Below are 21246 nucleotides of genomic sequence, written 5' to 3'. Positions count from 1 at the left end.
CGTGGCCCATCCGGTCCGAACGGCGCTGGTCGGTTTCGGCTACGCCGGACGGACCTTTCACGCGCCCCTGATCGCCGCCTGCCCGGACATGGAGCTGGAGGCGGTGGTCAGTCGTCAGGCCGAGGCGGTCGCCGAGGCGTGGCCCCAGACGCGCGTTCTGGCTGCGTTTGAGGATGTGCTGGCCGACCCCGCCATCGACCTGATCGTCCTGGCCACGCCCAATGACCTGCACGCCGGGCAGGCCGAGGCGGCGTTGAAGGCCGGAAAGGCCGTGGTGGTCGACAAGCCCTTCACCCTGACCGCCGACCAGGCGCGCCGGCTGGCGACCCTGGCCGAGGAACGCGGTCAGCTATTGTCGGTCTTCCACAATCGTCGCTGGGACGCTGACTTCCTGACCTTGCAGGCCCTGATCGCCGAGGATCGGCTGGGGCCGGTGGTGCGCTTCGAAAGCAGTTTCAATCGTTGGCGGCCCGAGGTGCGCGACCGATGGCGCGAGGGTGACGGTCCAGGCGCGGGCATCTGGTATGATCTGGGACCGCATCTGATCGATCAGGCTCTGGTCCTGTTCGGACGGCCGCTGGGGGTGACCTGCGATCTGGCCATCCTGCGTTCCGGCGGTCGCGCGACCGACTATGCCCACGCCGTGCTGCGCTACGCCGACAAGCGGGTCATCCTGCACGCCGACATGGTCACCCCCGCGCCCGAGGCTCGCTTCGCCGTTCATGGCGCGCGGGCCAGCTGGCTGAAGGCCGGGCTGGATGTTCAGGAAGACCAGCTGAAGTCAGGTCTGGCGCCGGACGCTGCGGGCTGGGGCGTCGATCCGCGTCCCGGCGTGGTCCTCGACGGCGCGACCGGCGCGTCCGATGCCGTGAAAGGCCCGCCCGGCGACTATCCTGCCTACTACGCCGCTGTCGCACGCGCGATTCGCGAACGCGCGCCTAATCCTGTCCCGCCGGGTGAGGCTGTGGCGGTGATGGAGGTGCTGGAGGCGGGTCTGCTCAGCGCCGCGCGCCGCGCCGAGGTCCTGCTCTAGTCAGGCGACTGACGTCCGGCGTTGCAGCGCGCCCGGTCGCCGCGTTCGCAGGCGGCCACGGTCGCGCGCCAGTCGGCCATTTGCTGTTCATAGTCGGCCTGGGCCTGGGCCGCGGCCTTTACATCCGCCGCGTGGCGCTGCCGTTCGATCTCGGCCGCATCCAGTTCCGTCTGATACTGGGCCTGAGCCTTGGCGTGGGCGGCGGCGTTGGCGCGGTCCTGGCTTTCCGCCAGATCGTTCTGGGCGGTGATCTCGGCGTTCAGGGCCTGGGTGCGGCGCAGTTCGTCGGGGTCCTGGGCCGAATCCGGGGCGCGATGATAGCGTTCGCCCTGACGGCGCAGCAGATCGGCTACGGGGTCGCTGGGGGCCGCCTGGGCCTGAGCAGAGGCCGGCGTCTGGGCGGATTTGGCGGGCTTGGCGGCGGTCTGCGCCAGTGCGGGCGTGACCATCAGGGCGACGGTCAGGGCGGCGAGGAGGGGGCGAACAGAGGTCATCAGAGCGTCCTTGCCTGGAAGAGGCGGGGCGAAGCTTGGCGTTTTCAGGTCAGATGTAAACCAACGCCTGCGCCGGGCATACGGCTGCATCAATCCTGGCCCGAGCCGCTCGACGCCGCCCGGGTCCTGAACAGGGTCAGGGCGGCGATCATGTCAGCCTCGGCGGCCTCGGCTCCGGGGTCGGCGAGGCAGATCGTCCGCTGCCGGTGGCTGATGACGGCGTTGAAGTCCTCGCGTTGATCCTCAGGGATGGTTTCTTCCAGCACCTCGCCATTGGCGCGCAGGCGAATGACCTTGAGCACCTCGCCGCGCCGGGTCTGGCAGTCGATGCGGCGTTGCACCCGGACGGCGGCGGCGCTGTTGTCATCCTGCGCCAGCAACAGGATGGTGTCGTACCGGCGCACCGGCCCTTCGACGCGGATCGACCCCGTGTCGAGGAAGACCTGATCGGGATTCGGCGGACTGACCGGCAGCAGGCCGAAGGACGGATCGCGGGCGGTGAGGTCGTGAATTTCCTCGGTTGAAAGCGCGAAGGGCGGTTCGTCGGTCATGACGGCCAGGGCCATGCGGCGCTGGCCTTCCGCCTCGTCATAGCGACCGACCCTGTCATAGGCCTCTGACAGCAGGGCGTGGAAGTCGGCGGGGATGCCTACCGTGTGATGCAGGAAGCCGACCATGGGTTCCAGAAGGGCGATGGCGGCGGCGGGATCATCCTGTCGAAGGGCGATGGCGGCGCGCGCCGCCTTGAAATCGCGTTGCTCCATCCAGGAGGCGTCCGTCTGATGCTTTGTCGCCAGGACTGCGGCGCATGCCAGGGCCTGGGCGTCGCCGCCGCGGCTATAGCGGATCAGGACGGCGGCGCCTTCGCGGCTGGATGAGGCCGCCAGGCGTTCGGAGAGCAGGGGGCTCGCGCAGACGTCTTCCGCCGGGACGGCCTGGCCGCTGACCAGAACGAGCATCAGGGCTGCGAGCAGCATGGGCGTTCATCCTGTCGTATCGATGTTCAGCCAGGGTGGCGCCGTCCGCCCTGGGCGGCAAGCGGTCAGGCGGGCAGGCGCAGCTCGAAGGTCGTCCCCTCGGGACCGGTGTCCAGCAGGCGCAACTCGCCGCCGTGATTGGCGGCCAGTTCGCGCGATATGGTCAGGCCCAGACCTGTGCCCTCGGACGCGCGGCCGCTGACGAAGGGCTCGAACAACCGTCCGGCCAACCGCTCGGGGATGCCGGGGCCGTCGTCCGTGACGCGCAGCATGATGAGGCCGTCGCGGGCCTCGGCGCGGACGGTGATGCGGCCCTTCCGGTCGCGCGCCGGATCGCTTTCGATGGCCTGACGGGCGTTGCGCATCAGGTTCACCAGAATGCGATGAAGTTGGTCGCTGTCGGCGCTGACGGTCAGGCGGGCGGGCAGATCGCGGATCAGGCGCACGCCATCGTCTTCCAGTCCCGCGTCCTCGGCGGCGACAGAGACGACGCGGGCCAGCAGCATTTTTTGCAATTGCGGCGCGGCCTCTTCGGACTTGCCGTATTCCAGCACGTTGCGCGCCAGGGCGGCGGCGCGGCCCAGGGCGCGTTCCAGTCGGGGCAGGGCCTTGGCCACCAGGGGGTCGGACGAGCTGGACAGGCGCTCGGACGCCATTTGGGCCGAGGTCAGCATGTTGCGCAGGTCGTGGTTGATCTTGGCCACCGCCTCGCCCAGGGCCACCAGACGGGCGCGGGAGCGCAGGGACTGGCGCACCTCTTCCTGCATCCGGGCCAGTTCGCGTTCGACCCGGCCGATCTCGTCCTTGCGGTCCGAGGGCGTCTCGCCGGCGCTTTCCGGATCAGCGGCGAAGCGCTCGATGGATCGCGTCACCCGGCGAAGGGGCTGCAGGACCAGGAAGGAGAGGGAGGCGTAGAGCAGTCCGCCCGCGACCACGGCGATCAGCAGGGACATGGTCAGGCTGTTCAGCAGGAAGCTCTTCAGCTCGGTCTTCAGCGGCTGGGCGGGCGCCAGGATCTCGATGAAGTCGCCCGAGCGATAGCGCGGCTTGGCCTGCACCCGCAAAGAGCGGTCGGGGTGGCCGAACAAGGTCTTCCACGGGTCCAGCAGTCGGGCGCCGACATTGCGCTGGCGCAGGTCGATCAGTTCGGGCGCGCGGGGCAGGTTGGGGGCCTGCAGCAGCAGGCGGCGCACGCCCTGCTCGCCGACGACCACGGACTGGACCCCGCCGATGCTCAGCAGCTGTTCAGCGGTGGAATCCTCGACGGCGGAATAGGGCAGGGCCTCGACGCCCACCGAGGCCAGTTCGGCGGCCTGCAATCGATCCATCAGCCACCGCTCCTGGAAGGAGGCGGCGCTGGGCACGATGATCAGGGCGGCGACCGCCAGGGTGAAGGCCACAGTCAGCAGCAGGAGGCGGCTGGACAGGCCGTCTGGCGCGCGGGGCGTCAGGCGCTCGCGCCAGACGTCAGGCAGGCGCACATCCGCGAGGCGCGCGGTCAGGCCCGTCTCTTCGCGGGGGCGCGGGGGCAGTCGAGTCTCGATCGCGTTCCGTTCCGTCATGCGGCGTCCATGCCGTGCCGAGCGCGCCATTTCTGCACTAATTTGAGCGCGAGGGGCAGCAGCATCGACAGGAAGGCCACGCCCAGCAACGGCCACATGAATTCGGCGAACAGGCTCTGCAGGTTCGGATTGGGATCATCCACCAGAATGTCGTTCAGCCCGGCGCCGATCCAGCAGTAGATGATGTGGGCGGGCAGCAGGCCGATGAAGGTGGCGATCATATAGGGCCGTAGGGGGGCCGCCATGACGCCCGCCGCTACATTGATCAGGTGAAAGGGCACCGAAACCACCAGGCGGGCCACCAGGACATACCAGAAGGTGTTCCTGTCCACCCCCTCGCAGACCTTCTTCAGCAGGCCCGTGTCCTGGGCCGCGCGACGGCGCAGGGATTCGCCCAAAGCGGTGCGTCCGACATAATAGACAGCCAGGGCGCCGATGGTGGCGGCGAAGGCCGTGGCCACGCCCCCGACCCAGGGGCCGAACAGGTAGCCGGCCGTCACCGTGATGAAGACCACGCCCGGCACCACGCTGGCGGTCAGCAGGGCGAAGACCAGCATCAGGGCCAGCAGGGTCAGGATGTAATGCTCGTCCGCCAGGGCCTGGAACGCCGCGCCGTGCTCGCGCAGGGGGTCCAGCGACAGGTAGCGGTTCCAGCCCATGCCGAAGATCAGGGCGATCGCCGCCAGCAGGACGGCGAGGGGCAGAAATCGTTTGACCCGGTTCATTCCTGCTCCGTAACCGACGCGGTCCAGCTTCTCTAGCGGTTTCAGGGGCGTTACGGGTTTCAGATCGCTTGTCGGCGTTGACTCGTCCGTCGTCGCCGCTTATACGCCCGCCTCCTGCAGCGGATGACTGTTGTCCGTTGTGCAACCTTGTAGCCCTGGAGCCGAACGTGAAGCGGACCTATCAGCCGTCGCGACTCGTGCGCAAGCGCCGTCACGGCTTCCGTTCGCGGATGGCCACCAAGAACGGTCAAAAGATTGTCGCGCGTCGCCGCGCCAAAGGCCGTAAGCGCCTGACGGCCTGACGTCACGCGCCCATTACCCTTCAGGGCGGGCGCATGACCGATCCGATGAAAATCGATCGCCTGACACGGCGGCCCCAGTTTCTGGCGGCCGCCAAAGGCATTTCTCAGGCCCGCGGCGCCGTGGTGATCCAGCAACTGGACCGACGCGACGGCAATCCCGCCATCGGCCTGGGATTCACCGCCACGCGCAAGGTGGGCGGCGCCGTGGTGCGCAACCGCTGCAAACGCCGCCTGCGCGAGGCCGCGCGGCTTCTGGCGCCCCTGCACGGGCGCCCTGGCTGCGACTATGTGTTCATCGCCCGCATGGGCACGGCGGACCGCGATTGGGACCGTCTGCTTGACGATGTGAAATCGGCCCTTACAAGGCTCGCAACCCCGCGCGCGGCTCCCGATATGGGAGACGAGGCGAAATCGCCCGCCCGCGCCTCTGACGATTCGCGCCCCGCCGCCCAGCCTCGCTGACCAGGACCGCTGACCCCGATGCAGAACGAGAATTCGCGCAACACCATCATCTTCTTCGTATGCGCAGCCCTGATCATGGGCGTGTACTACTTCATGGTGATGCGCCCGCAGGCCGAGATGCGCCGTCAGCAGCAGCAGGTCGCCGCCGCCGAGCAGCAGGCCGCCACGGCGACCGACGCTGGTCTGACGCCGGGCTCCGCCGCGCCGACCGCCTTCGTGGCTGACCGCGCCCAGGCCCTGGGCACGGCGGCCCGCGTGCCGATCCAGACGCCCAAGCTGAAGGGTTCGCTGTCGCTGCAGGGCGCGCGCATCGATGACCTGTACCTGACCGACTACAAGGAAACCCTGGACAGGAATTCGCCCCCGGTTGAACTGTTCCGTCCCCAGGGCATGGAGCACGCCTACTTCGCCCAGTTCGGCTGGAGCGGCCCCAACGTCCCCGGCGGAGTCCCCGGCCCGAATACGCCCTGGAGCCTGACCAAGGGCGCGACCCTGACGCCGACCACCCCGGTCGAGCTGACCTGGGACAACGGCGCCGGCCTGCGCTTCACGCGCGTCATCGCCATTGACGCCCAGTACCTCTTCACCGTCACCGACACCGTCGCCAACCTGAGCGGCCAACCGATCACCATCGCCCCTTATGGCCGCGTCGAGCGTCAGGGCGTGCCGGCCGATCTGGGCAAGCAGATGATCCTGCACGAAGGCGCCATCGGGGTCTTCGGCTCCGACGGCAAGTTCACGACCGAACAGGTCAAGTACAAGGACTGGGCCAAGAAGCCGCGCATCGAGAACCAGTCGACCGGCGGCTGGCTGGGCATCACCGACAAGTACTGGATGGCCGCGCTCATCCCGGACCAGAAGGAAACCATCGAGGGTCGCTTCGCCGTCCGCGACGCCACCGGGCTGAACGTCCACGAAGCCGCCATGCTGGGCGCGACGCGCACCATCCAGCCGGGACGTCAGATCGAGGAGACCCAGCGTCTGTTCGCCGGCGCCAAGCGCAACGAGATTCTGGCCGGCTATGAAAAGAGCCAGGACCTGCCGCGCTTCGTCTACGCCATCGACTGGGGCATGTTCTGGTTCCTGACGCGCCCGATCTTCATGGTCGTGGAATTCTTCTACGGCGTCCTGGGCAACTTCGGTCTGGCCATCCTGGCCCTGACCGTCGTGGTCAAGCTGATCATGTTCCCGCTGGCCAACAAGTCCTACGAGAGCCTGTCCAAGATGCGGACCCTCCAGCCCAAGATGGAGGAGATCAAGAAGAAGTTCGGTTCGGATCCGCAGAAGCAGCAGCAGGAGACGATGGCCCTGTATCAGCGGGAGAAGATCAACCCCTTGGCGGGCTGCCTGCCCATCCTGGTGCAGATCCCGGTCTTCTACGCCCTGTACAAGGTGCTGTTCGTCACCATCGAAATGCGCCACGCGCCCTTCTTCGGCTGGATCCGCGACCTGTCGGCGCGCGACCCGTCGACGATCTGGAACCTGTTCGGCGCCGTTCCGTGGGACCCGGCCACCCTGCCGCTGCTGGGCAGCATCCTGAACGGCCCGCTGCACCTCGGCGTTCTGCCGATCGTCTATGGTCTGACCATGTGGCTGCAGCAGTCTATGAACCCGCCGGCCCAGGATCCGATGCAGCGTCAGATCTTCGCCTTCCTGCCCTTCATCTTCACCTTCATCATGGCTCCGTTCGCGGCCGGCCTGCTGATCTACTGGGCCTGGAACAACATCCTCTCGATCGCGCAGCAGTACGTCATCATGCACCGCTTCAAGGCCGAGAACCCGATCGACACCTTCTTCGCCCGCTTCAAGAAGGCCTGATCGGTTGGATTATTCGTCGGACGAGCCCAAGGTCGGAGAATATTCGGACGCCGAGATCGAGGCGGCCCGCGTGCTGTTCGCGCGTCAGGCCACCTTCGTGCTGGGCTGCGCCAAGATCGAGCAACTGCCCGATCCCGACCTGCCGGAGATCTCGTTCGCGGGACGCTCGAACGTCGGCAAGTCCAGCCTGATCAACGCCCTGGTCGGCATGCACAAGCTGGCGCGCGCCTCGAACGAGCCGGGCCGCACGCGCGAGGTGAACTTCTTCGACCTGGACGGCCGGATGCGTCTGGTCGACCTGCCCGGTTACGGCTGGGCCAAGGCGTCCAAGACCACGGTCAAGAAGTTCCAGGACCTGGGTCGGGACTATCTGCGCGGCCGGGTGACGCTGAAGCGGGTCTATCTGCTGATCGACGCCCGTCACGGCCTCAAGAAGGTCGACGACGAGGCTCTGGACGCCCTCGATCTGGCCGCCGTCAGCTATCAGATCGTCCTGACCAAGGCCGACAAGTTGAAGAAGGGCGAGGCCGAGAAGGTTCAGGCAGCGACGCTGAAGGCCATCGCCAAGCGCCCCGCCGCCTATCCGGCGGTTCTGGTCACCTCGTCCGAAAAGGGCTTCGGCATCCCCGAACTGCGCGCCGAGATCATGCGCACCACGGGCGTCGACCTGACTTAAACGTGGCGCGTGGGTGAACCGCGACGCTTGAGCGGCGTTGACCCCTCGGTTTCAACGAGAGGGGAGCGCTCCATGCGTTCAGTCATCATCGGCGGCGTGGCCGTCGCCTGCCTGCTGGGCCTGTCGGCCTGCGGAAACAACGACAGCAAGACCGAAGCGCCTGCGGGCGAGGGGGCGAAGAACGTCCCCGGTTCGGTCGAGGCCGCGCTGGACGCGCCCCGGCCCGGTCTGTGGCGCGTCACGACCGCCATGGAGGGGGCTCCCGGCGGCGCCGCCATTCCGCCGCAAGAGGTCTGCGTCACCGAGGCCAAGCTGGAGCCGCCGGCGAATACGCAGCAGCCCGGCGCGGACTGCACCACCCAGGCCTTCGCTCGCCAGGGCGACGCCATGGTGGCCGCGACCTCCTGCACCCTGCCGGGCGACATGAAGATGGACTCGACCATTCGCGTGACCGGCGATTTCAACAGCCGTTACGTCACTGAGGTAACCACGAAGCTGAACCCGGCGCCGACGCCGCAGATGGCCCAGACCAAGGTCACCATGACCGCCGAGCGCATCGGCGACTGCCCCGCCGCCTAAGAACGGCGCTATCGTTTCGGCCGGTATGGCGCCGCTGAAAAGCGGCCCCATATCGGTCGGATGATCCCGCTTTCCATTCTCGACCTCGCCCCGGTGCCGGAAGGCTCGGATGTCTCGCAGTCTCTGGCCAACACGCTGGATTTGGCCCGTCACGCCGAGCGTTTCGGCTACAAGCGCTTCTGGCTGGCCGAGCACCACAACATGCCCGGCATCGCCAGCGCCGCGACCTCGGTCGTTATCGGCGCGGTGGCGGCGGCGACCAAGACCATTCGTGTCGGCGCCGGCGGCGTCATGCTGCCCAATCATGCGCCCCTGGTCATCGCCGAGCAGTTCGGCACCCTGAACGCCCTGCATCCTGGCCGCATCGACCTGGGTCTGGGCCGCGCGCCGGGTTCGGATCAGGCCACGGCGCGGGCGCTGCGCCGCACGCTACAGGGCGACGTCGACGCCTTCCCCCAGGATGTGATGGAGCTGATGCAGTGGTTCGCCCCGGCGAGCCCCGATCAGCGCATCATCGCCAATCCCGGCGAAGGTCAAGCCGTGCCGATCTGGATCCTGGGCTCCTCGACCTATGGGGCGCAGCTGGCGGCCCATCTGGGCCTGCCTTACGCCTTCGCCAGCCATTTCGCCCCCGGGGAGATGATGCGGGCGCTGGACGTTTATCGTCAGAGCTTCCGGCCCTCCGAGCATCTGGACAAGCCCTACGCCATGCTGGGTTACAACGTCTTCGCCGCCGAAACGGACGCGGCGGCGCGTCTGCTGTTCACCTCGGTCCAGCAGGCCTTCGTCAACCTGAGGACGGGCCGTCCCGGCAAGCTGCCGGCCCCGGTCGAAGGCTATTACGAAAACCTCGACGGCGCGGCGCGCGGCATGATCGACGCCGCCCTGGCCTGTTCCGCCGTCGGCTCGCCCGAGACGGTGCGCGCGACCATGGACGCCTTCATCGCCAGGACCGGCGCCGACGAACTGATGGTCACCAGCCAGATCTGGGATCCCGCCGCACGGGTGCGCTCGATCCGCTTGCTGGCGGAAGCCTCAGGGCAAATCTGAGCTCGGGCGGCGGGCTCGACGAGCCCGCCGCAACCTAGTCGACGTTGATCGCGCTGGTGACGGAGACGTCATAGATGACGCGGGTCACGCTCTGGACGAATTCGAAGAATTTGCGAGCTTCCGCCGCACCCGCGCGCGGGGCGTAGATGATGTCGTCGGGCTCGATCTGGAAGTTGCTGGCGATAAAGAAGCCGGAACCTTCGTTCAGGTTCAGCCGATAGACGACAGGCACGCCGCGCGGCGTGGGAGCTTGCTGGATGCCCAGAGCCTGAGCCACTTCGGGGCGCTCGAACCGGAAGACCAGAACCGATTTGGCGTCGGCCAGGTTCGAATCCAGGCCGCCGACGCCGCTGAGGGCTTCGGCCAGGGTCAGCGGGCCGGGCGGCAGGTCCGTCCGCGCGACGGCGTTGAAGGCGCCGAAGGAACTGAACCGGCGGGGCTGATAGACAAGATTGACCTGATCGCCACGCTGCAAGCGGACATTTTCGTTGAAGGTCGTCGTCACGACGGACATGGGGGCGGAATAGGTCTGGCCGGCGCGCTGAATGCGGACGCTGACGTCATGCACGGAACGCGAGGAACCGCCGGCGGCGGCGATGACGTCCAGGATGCGGTCCTGATTGGGCGAAAGGGCCTGACGACCGGGGGTCCGCACCTCGCCCAGGACGGTCACGGCGTTGGAGGCATTGCCTGCCAGGGTGACGATCACCTGGGGATTGGCGGCCTTACCGCTCAACGCCCTGCGGACGGCTGCGGCCGCCTGGGCGGGCGTCTGGCCCTGCACGGACACCGAGCCCGCGAAGGGGATCGGCACCGCGCCGTTCCGGTCCACCACCAGAGGGGGCAGGGTCTGCGGGGCGCTGGGCGCGCCGGCTGCACCGCCGGCGCCGAACAGCCCGCCGCCGGCTTCGAAGATGCTGACGGACAGGGTGTCGCCGATGCCGATGATGTCGGTCGGGGCTTCACTGGAGGCGAGCGCCAGGGTGCTGAAGGAACGAGGCGGGGCGGCCTTGAGGCGTTCGCTCAGGGCGAAGTCCAGATCGACCAGGGCGTAATCGCCCTGTTGCTCGGCCGAGGTGGCGCGTTGCACCACGCCTCGACCGGACGGGCCGTCCCGCGGCAGGGTCGAGCAGCCGGCGAGGAGGGCGACGATCATCAGACTGGCGGCGGTACGGGTCATTGCAGCTCTGCTTCGATTTCAGGCCAATGCTTACCCGGCTGAGCCGGGCGCCGCCAGAGGCTGGAGGAGACGATCCTCAATCCGTTGGAAATGAGCCGGCCATGTAGGCGGGCTGTAGGCGGGAGCGATCGGGCGCTGTCGGGTCGCCGCCTCGAGGGCGTTCAGCCATCCCAGGCCGTCCAGAGGATCGATCAGAAGGGCCTGGGGCACCAGTTCCCGATGTGGCGGTATGTCGGAAGCGATCAAGGGTATTCCCATGGCGCAGGCCTCGACCGCCGGCAGGTCGAAGCCCTCCACCGAAGAGGGCGCCAGCACGGCCTGTGCGCCGCGCATCAGGTTCGCCAGAGCCGTATCCGGCAGGTTCTCGGCCTGGTGGACCAGACCCTGCAGATTGGGCGAGCGCTGGAGGTGGTCCAGGACGGCTTCGTTTTCCCAGCCGTAGCGTCCGATCAGAACCAGGCTGGGGGCCTGATCGCCCATGCGCTCCTGCAGGCGCCGCCAGATCGTCAGCAGGAAGGCCAGGTTCTTGCGCGCCTCGATCGTGCCGACATGCACGAAATAGGGACGTCGATGCGCGGCGGCCTGGGATTTCAGGAAGATGGGCTCCAGACCCAGATGGGCGACCTCCACAGGAGGGGCGGCGAGCTTTTCGCGATCCGCGAAGGCCAGCAGTTCATCGGCGGTGTACTGGGAATTGACGACGATGCGCGAGGCGTGCGTCAGGGTCGTCAGAACCCGCCGTCTGTGTTTTCCGCCGTCGCCCGGGCGGCAGAACTCCGGGTGGGTGATGGGGATCAGATCGTGCAGCATGACGACCCGTTCGATGCCCTGGCTCGCGAGGCTGGTCAGGATTTCGGGCGTGTTCAGGCTGGTGTGGCCGACGTTGAAGTAAAGCCGCGCCGGGGGCGGCGCCGCGACCCGGCGCGAGCGGAAATACTGTTTCCAGACGCGGGCCTTCTTGCGAGTCTTCCTGGGGGCGTCGGGGTCCGGCGCCTCGCCGATGACCGAGGCCGTGGGCAGGGGCGCTTCCAGGGCGGCGAACAGGCGTTGCTCGCTCTCGTTGAGGTCGCGGCTGGAGCCGCCGCCGTTCCAGCGATTGCGCAACTCGACCATGCAGTCACGGAACCAGTGGGGATCCACCGCCGCCAGCTGGTCGTGACGGGAGCGAACCGGCACCATGCGGTAGACGGGATGCGCGGCCAGCCATTCGGCATAGGCCAGGCAGACGCGGTCCACGCCGGTCGGCGCGCTGCGGTCCGTACGGCTCAGCAGGCGGCTGGCGTCGAAGAGGATGTCACGGGACATCAGGAGACGTAGCCGGCCTGCATCAGTTCCGCGATGTGGATGATGGCGACCGGACGATCGTCCTCCACCACGAACAGATTGGCGATCTTGTTGGTGCTGAGCAGATCGACGACGTCGCTCATCCGCGCGTCGGGTTCGACCGTGATCGGGCTGCGGCTCATCATGTCTTCAGCGCGAATGGTCGAGATGTCATGGGCGAAGGCGCGCCGGATGTCGCCGTCCGTGATGATCCCCGCCAGGCTTCCGTCTGCGTGCAGAACCGCGACAGCGCCCTTGCGCCCGGCGGAAACGGCGGAAACCACCGCCCTGAAGTCGGCGTCCAGGGGCACGCCGGCCGGAACGGCGGCGTTGTCGCCCATCCATTCGCGCACGCTCTGCAGGCTCATGCCCAGGGCGCCGCCGGGGTGGTGCAGGCCGAAGTCCTCCCGGGTGAAGCCGCGACGATCCATCAGCACCATGGCCAGGGCGTCGCCGATGGCCAGGGTCATCAGGGTCGAGGTGGTCGGCGCCAGGCCGTTGGGACAGGCCTCGGCCACCTTGGGCATGGTCAGGCTGACGGCCGAGTGACGGCCCAGGAAGCTGCCGGCGCGCTGGGTGATGCCGATGACCGGAATGTCGTTGCGCTGGCAATAGAGCAGGGGGTCGCGCAGTTCGCGGCTCTCGCCCGAGTTGGAGATGGCCAGAAGCGTGGTGTCCGGGCGCAGCATGCCCAGGTCGCCGTGGCTCATCTCCGCCGGGTGGACGAAGAAGGAGTTGGTGCCGGTCGAGGCCAGGGTGGCGGCGATCTTGCCGCCGATGTGGCCGGACTTGCCCATGCCGGTGACGACCAGATAGCCCGGGCGCGACAGGATGATGTCGCAGGCGCGCGCGATGGACACGTCGATGGAGCGCTCCAGCGCCTCCAGGGCCTGGACGTTCAGACGCACGACCTCGCGCGCGCGGTCCGTCATGGCCGCGATCTGTTCGGGCGAGGAATGAAGCGTATTGGGCATGGTCTGGGCTCCTGAACGCCGGACCGCTGCAGCGGTTCTTCATGGCGCACCGCGAATTGCCCCATATGAAGGGTTCGCACAATGGCGGGGGTGCGGCGGAAATGTCACCTCAAGGGACAACCATCCAGGCGCCTGTGCGTTGTCAGCAGTCTCGACAACAGCCAAGAAACGAGCCTGGACCTTATGCTGTCTGCATCCGGGGCCATCGCCCCACGTCTGCCCGAACCGCCCGCCGTCCTTCAAAAGCCCGCCTTCTTCCTTGATCTGGACGGCGTGCTGGCGCCGCTGGCGCCGACGCCGGACGCGGTGGGGCCGGATGCGCGCCGGACCGAGGTGCTGAGACGACTGACGCAACGGCTGGACGGGCGTGTCGCCATCGTCAGCGGACGCACGCTCAGCGAGATCGATCGCATCAGCGACGGCGCGGCGCGGGCGGCCTCGGGCGTGCATGGCCTGCAAAGACGGCGCGGCGACGGTTCCCTGGCTAATCGCGCCCCCGATCCGGCGGTGCGGAAAGCCGTGGCCGCTTTCGACAGCTTCGCGTCCGGACGACCGGGCGTCATCGTTGAGGACAAGACCCTGGCGGCGGGCCTGCATTACCGCCAGGCGCCCGAGGTTTCGGCCGAGGCCCTGGCTCTCGCGGCTGCGTTGGCGCAGGAGACCGGACTGGCCCTGCAGCCCGGGTCCATGGTGCTGGAGCTGAAGACGCCCGGCACGGACAAGGGCGCGGCCCTGACCGCCTTCATGGCCGAGGCGCCGTTCACCGGCGCGGTTCCGATCATGGTCGGCGACGACCTGACCGACGAGCACGGCTTCGAGGCGGCAGAGGCCCTGGGCGGGTTCGGCGTCCTGGTGGGAGCCGAGCGACCGACGGCGGCCCGCTATCGGCTGGAGGACGTCTCCGCCGTGCTCGATTGGCTGGACCAGATTGAAGGAGGCGCCGCATGAGCCGCCCCAACCTCGACCTTGCCCCGATCGGCAACTGCTCGGTCAGCGCCCTGATCGACCGGTCGGGTCGCTTCGTCTGGGCCTGCGCTCCGCGTATCGACGGCGACCCGGTCTTCTCCGCCCTGATGGACGGCGATGATCCCGAACACGGCTTCTGGGCCATTGAACTGGCCGACACGGTCGCCATCGAGCAGGCCTATGTGCGCAACACCGCCGTCCTGCGCACGGTCATGACCGACGAGCGCGGTGCGGCGATCGAGATCCTCGACTTCGCGCCCCGCCATCTGAAGCATTCGCGCATTTACCGTCCGATCGCCTTCGCCCGCGTGGTGCGGCCCCTGTCGGGCGCGCCGCGCATCACGGTGCGGCTGCGGCCCTCGGCGGATTGGGGCGCGCGTCGGGCCGAACAGACTTCGGGCTCCAACCATATCCGCTACCTTTGCACGGACGTGACCCTGCGCCTGACCACCAACTGTCCGGTCACCCATGTCCAGAACGAGCGGACCTTCCGGCTGGAGGGCGAACTGGCCTTCTTCCTCGGCCCGGACGAGGGCTACGACCAGTCCGTCATGGCGGGGGTGTCGGCGGCCCTGGACCAGACCATCCAGCACTGGAAGCTGTGGACCCGGACCCTCTATGTGCCGCTCGACTGGCAGGAGGCGGTGATCCGCGCCGCCATCACCCTGAAGCTCTGCGTCTATGAGGAGACGGGAGCCATTGTCGCCGCCATGACCACCTCTGTGCCCGAGTTCCCCGAGAGCGGGCGCAACTGGGACTATCGTTTCTGCTGGGTGCGCGACGCCTACTACACGGTGCGGGCGCTGAACCGGCTGGGCGCGGTGGACATCCTGGAGAACTACCTCGGCTATCTGCGCAATCTGGTGGACGACGCTCAGGGAGGCCACGTCCAGCCGGTCTATGGCGTGGGGCTGGAGGCGGACATCGGCGAGAGGGTGGTCGACAGCGTCGAGGGCTATCGCGGCATGAAGCCGGTGCGCGTCGGCAATCAGGCGCATGAGCATCTCCAGCACGACGTCTATGGCCAGATCGTCCTGCCCCTGGTTCAGGCCTTCTTTGACGAGCGGATGCTGCGACCCGGCACGGTCGATGACTTCCATGCCTTGGAAAAGGTCGGCGACCGCGCCTTCTCCATGCACGACCAGACAGACGCCGGTCTGTGGGAGTTCCGCACCATCGCACGGGTCCATACCTATTCCTCCGTCATGTGCTGGGCCGCCTGCGACCGGCTGGCCAAGGCGGCGCGGCATCTGGGTCTGGCCGAGCGCGGCGAGCTGTGGGACGAACGGGCGCGTCTGATCCGGGCGCGGATCGAGGCCGAGGCCTATCTGCCCGACGAGGGCCGCTTCGCCGCCAGTTTCGGCGGGACCGAGCTGGACGCCTCCCTGTTGCAGATGACCGACCTGGGCTTCCTCGACGCCCGCGACCCGCGTCAGGTCAAGACCTTCGAGGCCGTTGAGCGGGACCTGAAGCGCGGCCCCTATCTGTTCCGCTATATCCACCCCGACGACTTCGGCGAGCCGGAGACGGCGTTCAACTTCTGCACCTTCTGGTTCATCGAGGCCCTGCACCTGAATGGCCGCACCGAGGAGGCGCGAGCCATCTTCGACGAGATGCTGAGCCGTCGCACCCATGCGGGCCTGCTCAGCGAGGACATCGCGCTTCAGGACGGCGAGTTGTGGGGCAATTACCCGCAGACCTATTCCCTGGTCGGGATCATCAACTGCGCGGTTCTGCTCAGTCGTTCGTGGACGGACGCCCGATGAGCCGCCTGATCGTTGTCTCGAACCGCGTTTCGGCCCCGAAGGATCCGGCTGCAGGATCGGCGGGCGGTCTGGCCATGGCCCTGTCGGCGGCGCTGCGCAAATACGACGGTCTGTGGTTCGGCTGGTCCGGCGAAACCATTGAACAGTTCACAGGCGAACTGAACATCGAGGACCGGGCCGGCGTCACCGTCGCCACCGTCGATCTGGAGCCGCAGGACGTCGATGAATATTACAACGGCTACGCCAACAAGACCCTGTGGCCCCTGTTCCATCACCGGGTCGACCTGACCGCCTATGAGCGGTCCTACGGCGAGGGCTATGAGCGCACCAACCGTCGCTTCGCCGAGGTGCTGCAGCCGCTGATCCAGCCCGACGACATCATCTGGATCCACGACTATCACATGATCCCGATGGCGCGGGACCTGCGCCGCCTGGGGGTGACGAACAAGATCGGCTTCTTCCTGCACACGCCCTGGCCGGCGCGGCAGCTGCTGGTGACCCTGCCGCATCATCGGCGGCTGGTGGAGTCGATGTTCTATTTCGACCTGATCGGCTTCCACACCGAGGAATGGCTGGGCCTGTTCGAACGCTACGTCGAGGTCGAGGCGCGGGGGCGGGTGTCGTCCGATCATGTGATCGAGGCCTTCGGACGTCGGGTCCAGGGCGGAGTCTTCCCTATCGGCATCGACGTGGAAGGCTTCCTGGCCGCGCGCGACTCGGTGCTGGGCGGCAAGACCTATGACCGGATGGCGGCCTCGGCGGCGTTTCGGTCGATGATCGTCGGCGTGGATCGGCTGGACTATTCCAAGGGGCTGGAGCAGCGGCTGCTGGGCTTCGAACAGTTCCTTGAAGACAACCCCTTCATGCGCGGCGAGGTCTTCCTGTTGCAGGTCACGCCGATCTCTCGCGACGACGTGGATACCTACCAGGACATTCGCGGGCGGCTGGACGCCCTGGCCGGGCGCATCAACGGCGCCTATGCCGACATGGACTGGCAGCCGATCCGCTATCTGAACCGCACCTTCCGCCGAGACCAACTGGCGGGTCTCTATCGCGCGGCCAAGGTGGGACTGGTCACGCCCCTGCGCGACGGCATGAACCTGGTGGCCAAGGAATATGTCGCGGCCCAGAACCCGGAGGATCCCGGTGTGCTGATCCTGTCGCGTTTCGCCGGCGCCGCCGAGCAGATGGGCGAGGCCCTGCTGGTCAATCCCTTCAGCCGCGAAGAGCTGTCCGAAGCCATCAAGAAGGCCCTGACCATGCCGCTGAAGGAGCGCATCCGAAAATGGGAGGCCTTGATGCAGGTGGTGCGCGACACCGACGTCGGCGTCTGGCGCGACAGCTATGTCGGGGCGCTGCGGAAGGTCGCCGTCCGCGCCGATGACGACATCGTCGCGGACTGACGCCGGCAGGCTGATCTAGCTGGCTTGTGCGAACTGCGGGGGCGTCCCGTCCCGGGCGATGGCGCGCGCGTGGGCGGGGCGTGCGGCCAACCGCTCGACATAGGCGTCCAGAAGCGGGCTTTCCGGCAGGTGCTCGCGCGCCCACGCCACGGTGCTGCCGATCAGGACGTCGGCCACGGTGAAGCGGTCGCCCATCAGCCAGGGGCCTTCCCACAGGGCCTCCAGCAGCCGGGTGACGGCGGCGTCGTAGCGGGCCTTGGCGTAGGCGTCGGCCTCGACCGCGCCGGTGATCTTGTTCCACAGGGACGGCTCCAACTCGCCGGAGGCCCAGAACATCCACGTCAGCAGCAGCCCACGCTGCGGCGAGTCCGGGGGAAAGCCCAGACCGGCTTCGGGGTGCAGGCCGGTCAGATAGAGGGCGACCGCCGCCGATTCCGTGATCAGGGCGCCGTCGTGCAGCAGGGCAGGGACCTTGCCGTCGGGATGGGGATTCTTCGGATCGGCGGCGCCGGCGCCGTCCATGCGGCGGATGTCGCAATACTGGATGTGGCAGTCGGCCCCCAGTTCCTCGACCAGCCAGACCAGGCGCGATGAACGGGACCAGGGGGCGTGGAACAGGGTCAGCATCGATAGTCCTCCCAGATATCGGGCCGCGACGGAGCGTCGGCGGCGGTCCGTCTTGACTACTGACACCTTGCTGCCACCATGCTGTCAGCAGTGTTCGGTCAGGGTGGGGACATGAGACGCGCCGACCGACTGTTCCAGATCATCCAGGTGCTGCGCCGGGCCTCGCGTCCAGTGACGGCCGACGCCATCGCGGCCGAGCTGGAGACCTCCAAACGCACCATCTATCGCGACATCGCCGCGCTTCTGGGCCAGCGGGTGCCGATCCGGGGCGAGGCGGGGCTGGGCTATGTGCTGGACGGCGGCTTCGATCTGCCGCCGCTGATGCTGACCTCGGACGAGATCGAGGCGGCGGTGCTGGGGGCTCAGTGGGTGGCGGCGCGCGGCGATCCGGCTCTGGCGAAGGCGGCCCGCGACCTGACGGCCAAGATCGCCGCCATCGTGCCGGAGCGTCTGCGGCCGGTGGTGCTGGAGCCCTCTGTGGCCACGCCCCCGCCGTGGGATCAGAAGATCGAGACGGTGGACCTCGCCCAGGTGCGGGCCTGGATTCACGCCGGTCGCAAGCTGCGGCTCTTTTACGCCGATGAGCAGGGACGCGAGACGACGCGGATCATCTGGCCCTTCCTGATCGGCTATCACGAGCGGGCGCGCCTGCTGCTGGCCTGGTGCGAGACGCGCGAGGACTTCCGCAGCTTCCGCGCCGACCGCGTGGTCGACGCCGAGTTTCTGGACGACCGCTATCCCGGCCGACCCGCCGTCCTGCGCCAGCGCTGGTTCGCAGCGATGGAGGCGCGGCGGGCCGCCGAGTGCGGACCTCAGTAGATTTCGAACAGACCTGCGGCGCCCATGCCGCCGCCGATGCACATGGTGACGACGCCGTACTTGGCGCCGCGTCGCTTGCCCTCGATCAGGACGTGGCCGGTCATCCGCGCGCCCGACATGCCGTAGGGGTGGCCGATGGACACCGCGCCGCCCGAGACGTTCAGCCGGTCATTAGGAATGCCGAGGGTGTCGCGGCAATAGAGGACCTGCACCGCGAAGGCCTCGTTCAGCTCCCAGATGCCGATGTCGTCCATGGTCAGGCCGTGCCGCTTCAGCAGCTTGGGCACGGCGAAGACGGGGCCGATGCCCATTTCGTCAGGCTCGCAGCCGGCCACCGCCATGCCGCGATAGGCGCCGAGCGGCTGCAGGCCGCGCTTCACCGCCTCACCCGCCTCCATGACCACGCAGGCCGAGGCGCCGTCCGACAGCTGCGACGCATTGCCGGCGGTGATGAACTCGCCCTGCTGGATTTCCTCGCCCCCGCCGAAGACGGGCTTCAGCGATTGCAGACCTTCCAGCGTGGTGTCGGGGCGGTTGCCCTCGTCTTTCGACAGGGTCACCTCTTTCGACGAGGTCTCGCCGGTCGCCTTGTCCACGACCAGCATATTGGTGGTCATCGGCACGATCTCGGCGTCGAAGCGGCCCTCGGCTTGCGCCGCAGCCGTACGCTGCTGCGATTGCAGGGCGTATTCGTCCTGGGCGTCGCGGCTGATGTTGTAGCGGCGGGCCACGACCTCGGCGGTCTCCAGCATCGACATGTAGATGTGGGGCGAAAGCTTCAGCAGGGCCTCGTCCTTCATCCGGTACAGGTTCATGTGCTGGTTCTGGACCAGGGAGATGCTCTCCAGTCCGCCGCCGACCGCCATCTTCTGGTTGTCGAAGACCACCTGCTTGGCCGCCGTGGCTATGCCCATCAGGCCCGAGGCGCACTGGCGATCCAGGCTCATGCCGGGGACCGAGGAGGGGAGGCCCGCCGCCAGGGCTACCTGGCGCGCCACGTTCGTGCCGGTCGAGCCTTGTTGCAGGGCCGCGCCCATGACGACGTCCTCGATCTCGGCCGGATCGACGCCGGCGCGGGCCACCGCGTGCCTGACGGCGTGGGCGCCCAGTTGTTGGGCCTGGGTGTCGTTGAAGGCCCCGCGATAGGCCCGGCCGATCGGGGTGCGGGCGGTGGAGACGATGACGGCTTCACGCATCTACGATGCTCCTTCTTTGTTTCAAGGGCGCTATCGCTCGCGACGGGGTCGCTCGCTGCTTGAGCGCGTTTCCTGCCTAACGAAGAGAGGATAGGCGCCTCACGTCACGTCAACGCAAGGCGCCTTCTGATGAAGTGAACGCGGGCCTCAAGCAGGAAGGCGCCGCGTCCAGATCATTTAAGCGCGTCTCGGCCTCAAGCAGCGCGAAGCGCGGTAGGCCCCTTAAGAAGAGTGATGCTTCTGAGCCTTGGTCAGTTCGATCATGCCCTGCGCCGCGCCCATCTCCGGGACGATCTCGTTGCCGCGGTCCGAGATGGCGTCGAAGCGGGCGGCGACCTGTTCGGGGGCGTCCGGGCCGACGGCGAAGTCGCCCTGGGTCAGGGTGACATAGGCCCGCTCGAAGCCGCCGGCGCCCGCGGCCAGGATGGCGCGGGTCGGGGCGTCGCGGCTGACCAGGTAGAGCAGGCCCGGCGTCACCAGTTCCGGCCCCAGGGCCTCCAGAGGCAGGCCCTGCAGGTCCTCGGTCATGCGGGTGTGGGCGGTCGGGGCCAGGGCGTTGACGCGGATGTCGTTCTTGGCGCCCTCGATCGCCAGGGTCTGCATGAAGCCGACCAGGGCCATCTTGGCGGCGCCGTAGTTGGCCTGGCCGAAGTTGCCGAACAGGCCCGACGACGAGGTGGTCATGACGATGCGGCCGTAGTTCTGGGCGCGCATGATGTCCCAGACCGCCTTGGTGCAGTGGACCGCGCCCATCAGGTGGACGTCCATGACCAGGCGGAAGTCGGCCAGATCCATCTTGGCGAAGGACTTGTCGCGCAGGATGCCGGCGTTGTTCACGAGTATGTCGATCCGGCCCCAGCGAGCCATGACTTCGGCGACCATGGCCTCGACCGCCGCCGCGTCGGTGACGGAGGCCGCATTGGCCATGGCCTGACCGCCCGCGGCCTCGATCTCGGCCACCACGGCCTCGGCCGCTGTGGCCGACCCGCCCGAGCCGTCGCGAGCGCCGCCCAGGTCGTTGACCACCACCCTGGCGCCGCGCGCCGCCAGGGCCAGGGCGTGCTCGCGTCCCAGGCCGCCGCCCGCACCCGTCACGATCGCCACCTGGCCGTCGAACCTGATCGTCATCACCTGCCTCCGTTGTGTTTCAAAATGGTCCTAGCAGGCGTCAACAACTGTAAAAACCGCCTTTTGTGTTGGAATGGCGCCACACATGCCACAATCGTTGGGATAAAGGCGGAACCTGAGCGATGTGACATCGTTCGGCCCAACGAGCGTCACGTGAAAACGTCGGCTTTCGGACTAACAGAAAAA

21 protein-coding genes are annotated in these 21246 nt (G+C 67.8%); 11 read left to right on the top strand and 10 right to left on the bottom strand.

Features of this window, described 5'->3' with window-relative positions:
• Nucleotide 1: 1 nt before the first annotated feature.
• Nucleotides 2-1033 carry an oxidoreductase gene (locus tag ACZ5XO_RS13945; protein ID WP_464163001.1) on the top strand — a complete coding sequence of 344 codons (1032 nt, stop codon included), beginning with the start codon at nt 2-4 and terminating at the stop codon, nt 1031-1033.
• Here ACZ5XO_RS13945 and ACZ5XO_RS13940 read toward each other — a convergent pair.
• The 4 genes from ACZ5XO_RS13940 to ACZ5XO_RS13925 all read right to left on the bottom strand — a co-directional run bounded on the left by ACZ5XO_RS13940 (nt 1030) and on the right by ACZ5XO_RS13925 (nt 4791).
• Nucleotides 1030-1527, bottom strand: a complete 498-nt coding sequence (locus tag ACZ5XO_RS13940) for a cell wall hydrolase (RefSeq protein WP_464163000.1) — start codon at nt 1525-1527, stop codon at nt 1030-1032. The genes ACZ5XO_RS13945 and ACZ5XO_RS13940 overlap by 4 nt on opposite strands.
• Before the next feature lie 89 nt (nt 1528-1616).
• Complete coding sequence (locus ACZ5XO_RS13935; protein ID WP_464162999.1) at nt 1617-2504, bottom strand: hypothetical protein; 888 nt, start codon at nt 2502-2504, stop codon at nt 1617-1619.
• Nucleotides 2505-2569: 65 nt separating this feature from the next.
• The gene (locus tag ACZ5XO_RS13930; RefSeq protein WP_464162998.1) at nt 2570-4066 is read right to left on the bottom strand and encodes a sensor histidine kinase; all 1497 of its coding nucleotides are present in this window, start codon (nt 4064-4066) and stop codon (nt 2570-2572) included.
• Nucleotides 4063-4791, bottom strand: a complete 729-nt coding sequence (locus tag ACZ5XO_RS13925) for a TVP38/TMEM64 family protein (RefSeq protein ID WP_464162997.1) — start codon at nt 4789-4791, stop codon at nt 4063-4065. Before ACZ5XO_RS13925 ends, ACZ5XO_RS13930 begins: the two co-directional genes overlap by 4 nt.
• Before the next feature lie 167 nt (nt 4792-4958).
• Here ACZ5XO_RS13925 and rpmH point away from each other — a divergent pair, with 167 nt between their 5' ends.
• The 6 genes from rpmH to ACZ5XO_RS13895 all read left to right on the top strand — a co-directional run bounded on the left by rpmH (nt 4959) and on the right by ACZ5XO_RS13895 (nt 9678).
• Nucleotides 4959-5093: a 50S ribosomal protein L34 gene (gene rpmH / locus ACZ5XO_RS13920; protein WP_003164000.1), complete on the top strand. Its 135-nt coding sequence runs from the start codon at nt 4959-4961 to the stop codon at nt 5091-5093.
• Between the two features lie 33 nt (nt 5094-5126).
• Nucleotides 5127-5555, top strand: coding sequence for a ribonuclease P protein component (gene rnpA, locus ACZ5XO_RS13915; protein ID WP_464162996.1), 429 nt, complete (start codon nt 5127-5129; stop codon nt 5553-5555).
• Between the two features lie 18 nt (nt 5556-5573).
• Nucleotides 5574-7373 carry a membrane protein insertase YidC gene (gene yidC / locus ACZ5XO_RS13910; RefSeq protein WP_464162995.1) on the top strand — a complete coding sequence of 600 codons (1800 nt, stop codon included), beginning with the start codon at nt 5574-5576 and terminating at the stop codon, nt 7371-7373.
• A 4-nt stretch (nt 7374-7377) separates the two neighbouring features.
• Entirely contained in the window at nt 7378-8049 is a 672-nt protein-coding gene (gene yihA / locus ACZ5XO_RS13905) for a ribosome biogenesis GTP-binding protein YihA/YsxC (RefSeq protein WP_464162994.1), read from the top strand.
• A gap of 72 nt (nt 8050-8121) precedes the next feature.
• On the top strand, nt 8122-8628 hold the full coding sequence (locus ACZ5XO_RS13900) for a DUF3617 domain-containing protein (RefSeq protein ID WP_464162993.1): 507 nt from the start codon (nt 8122-8124) through the stop codon (nt 8626-8628).
• A gap of 60 nt (nt 8629-8688) precedes the next feature.
• On the top strand, nt 8689-9678 hold the full coding sequence (locus tag ACZ5XO_RS13895) for an LLM class flavin-dependent oxidoreductase (RefSeq protein WP_464162992.1): 990 nt from the start codon (nt 8689-8691) through the stop codon (nt 9676-9678).
• Nucleotides 9679-9712: 34 nt separating this feature from the next.
• Here the strand turns inward: ACZ5XO_RS13895 and ACZ5XO_RS13890 are convergent, their stop codons facing one another.
• The 3 genes from ACZ5XO_RS13890 to ACZ5XO_RS13880 are packed head-to-tail and all read right to left on the bottom strand — an operon-like array spanning nt 9713 to nt 13155.
• On the bottom strand, nt 9713-10858 hold the full coding sequence (locus ACZ5XO_RS13890) for a polysaccharide biosynthesis/export family protein (RefSeq protein ID WP_464162990.1): 1146 nt from the start codon (nt 10856-10858) through the stop codon (nt 9713-9715).
• Between the two features lie 30 nt (nt 10859-10888).
• Entirely contained in the window at nt 10889-12163 is a 1275-nt protein-coding gene (locus ACZ5XO_RS13885) for a glycosyltransferase family 4 protein (protein ID WP_464162988.1), read from the bottom strand.
• The gene (locus ACZ5XO_RS13880; protein ID WP_464162986.1) at nt 12163-13155 is read right to left on the bottom strand and encodes a KpsF/GutQ family sugar-phosphate isomerase; all 993 of its coding nucleotides are present in this window, start codon (nt 13153-13155) and stop codon (nt 12163-12165) included. The genes ACZ5XO_RS13885 and ACZ5XO_RS13880 overlap by 1 nt, the downstream gene beginning before the upstream one ends.
• A gap of 183 nt (nt 13156-13338) precedes the next feature.
• On the opposite strand from ACZ5XO_RS13880, the gene otsB reads away from it, so the two are divergent.
• From otsB to ACZ5XO_RS13865, 3 genes are read left to right on the top strand one after another with little or no spacing between them, the layout of a single operon-like run.
• Nucleotides 13339-14103 carry a trehalose-phosphatase gene (otsB, locus tag ACZ5XO_RS13875; RefSeq protein ID WP_464162984.1) on the top strand — a complete coding sequence of 255 codons (765 nt, stop codon included), beginning with the start codon at nt 13339-13341 and terminating at the stop codon, nt 14101-14103.
• Entirely contained in the window at nt 14100-15887 is a 1788-nt protein-coding gene (locus ACZ5XO_RS13870; RefSeq protein ID WP_464162982.1) for a glycoside hydrolase family 15 protein, read from the top strand. Before otsB ends, ACZ5XO_RS13870 begins: the two co-directional genes overlap by 4 nt.
• Complete coding sequence (locus ACZ5XO_RS13865) at nt 15884-17290, top strand: alpha,alpha-trehalose-phosphate synthase (UDP-forming) (protein ID WP_464162981.1); 1407 nt, start codon at nt 15884-15886, stop codon at nt 17288-17290. The genes ACZ5XO_RS13870 and ACZ5XO_RS13865 overlap by 4 nt, the downstream gene beginning before the upstream one ends.
• A 15-nt stretch (nt 17291-17305) precedes the next feature.
• On the opposite strand, the gene ACZ5XO_RS13860 is transcribed toward ACZ5XO_RS13865, so the two are convergent.
• Nucleotides 17306-17917, bottom strand: coding sequence for a glutathione S-transferase family protein (locus ACZ5XO_RS13860; protein ID WP_464162979.1), 612 nt, complete (start codon nt 17915-17917; stop codon nt 17306-17308).
• A 111-nt stretch (nt 17918-18028) separates the two neighbouring features.
• Here ACZ5XO_RS13860 and ACZ5XO_RS13855 point away from each other — a divergent pair, with 111 nt between their 5' ends.
• Nucleotides 18029-18736, top strand: coding sequence for a helix-turn-helix transcriptional regulator (locus tag ACZ5XO_RS13855; protein ID WP_464162978.1), 708 nt, complete (start codon nt 18029-18031; stop codon nt 18734-18736).
• Here the strand turns inward: ACZ5XO_RS13855 and ACZ5XO_RS13850 are convergent.
• Nucleotides 18730-19932: an acetyl-CoA C-acyltransferase gene (locus ACZ5XO_RS13850; protein ID WP_464162976.1), complete on the bottom strand. Its 1203-nt coding sequence runs from the start codon at nt 19930-19932 to the stop codon at nt 18730-18732. The genes ACZ5XO_RS13855 and ACZ5XO_RS13850 overlap by 7 nt on opposite strands.
• A 222-nt stretch (nt 19933-20154) precedes the next feature.
• Nucleotides 20155-21060 carry an SDR family NAD(P)-dependent oxidoreductase gene (locus ACZ5XO_RS13845; protein WP_464162975.1) on the bottom strand — a complete coding sequence of 302 codons (906 nt, stop codon included), beginning with the start codon at nt 21058-21060 and terminating at the stop codon, nt 20155-20157.
• Nucleotides 21061-21246: the final 186 nt, after the last annotated feature.

The sequence above is a fragment of the Brevundimonas sp. T2-11 genome (assembly GCF_055397675.1).
Note: the sequence above shows the minus strand (reverse complement) of the source record. Positions and strands in the feature narration are given on the sequence as shown.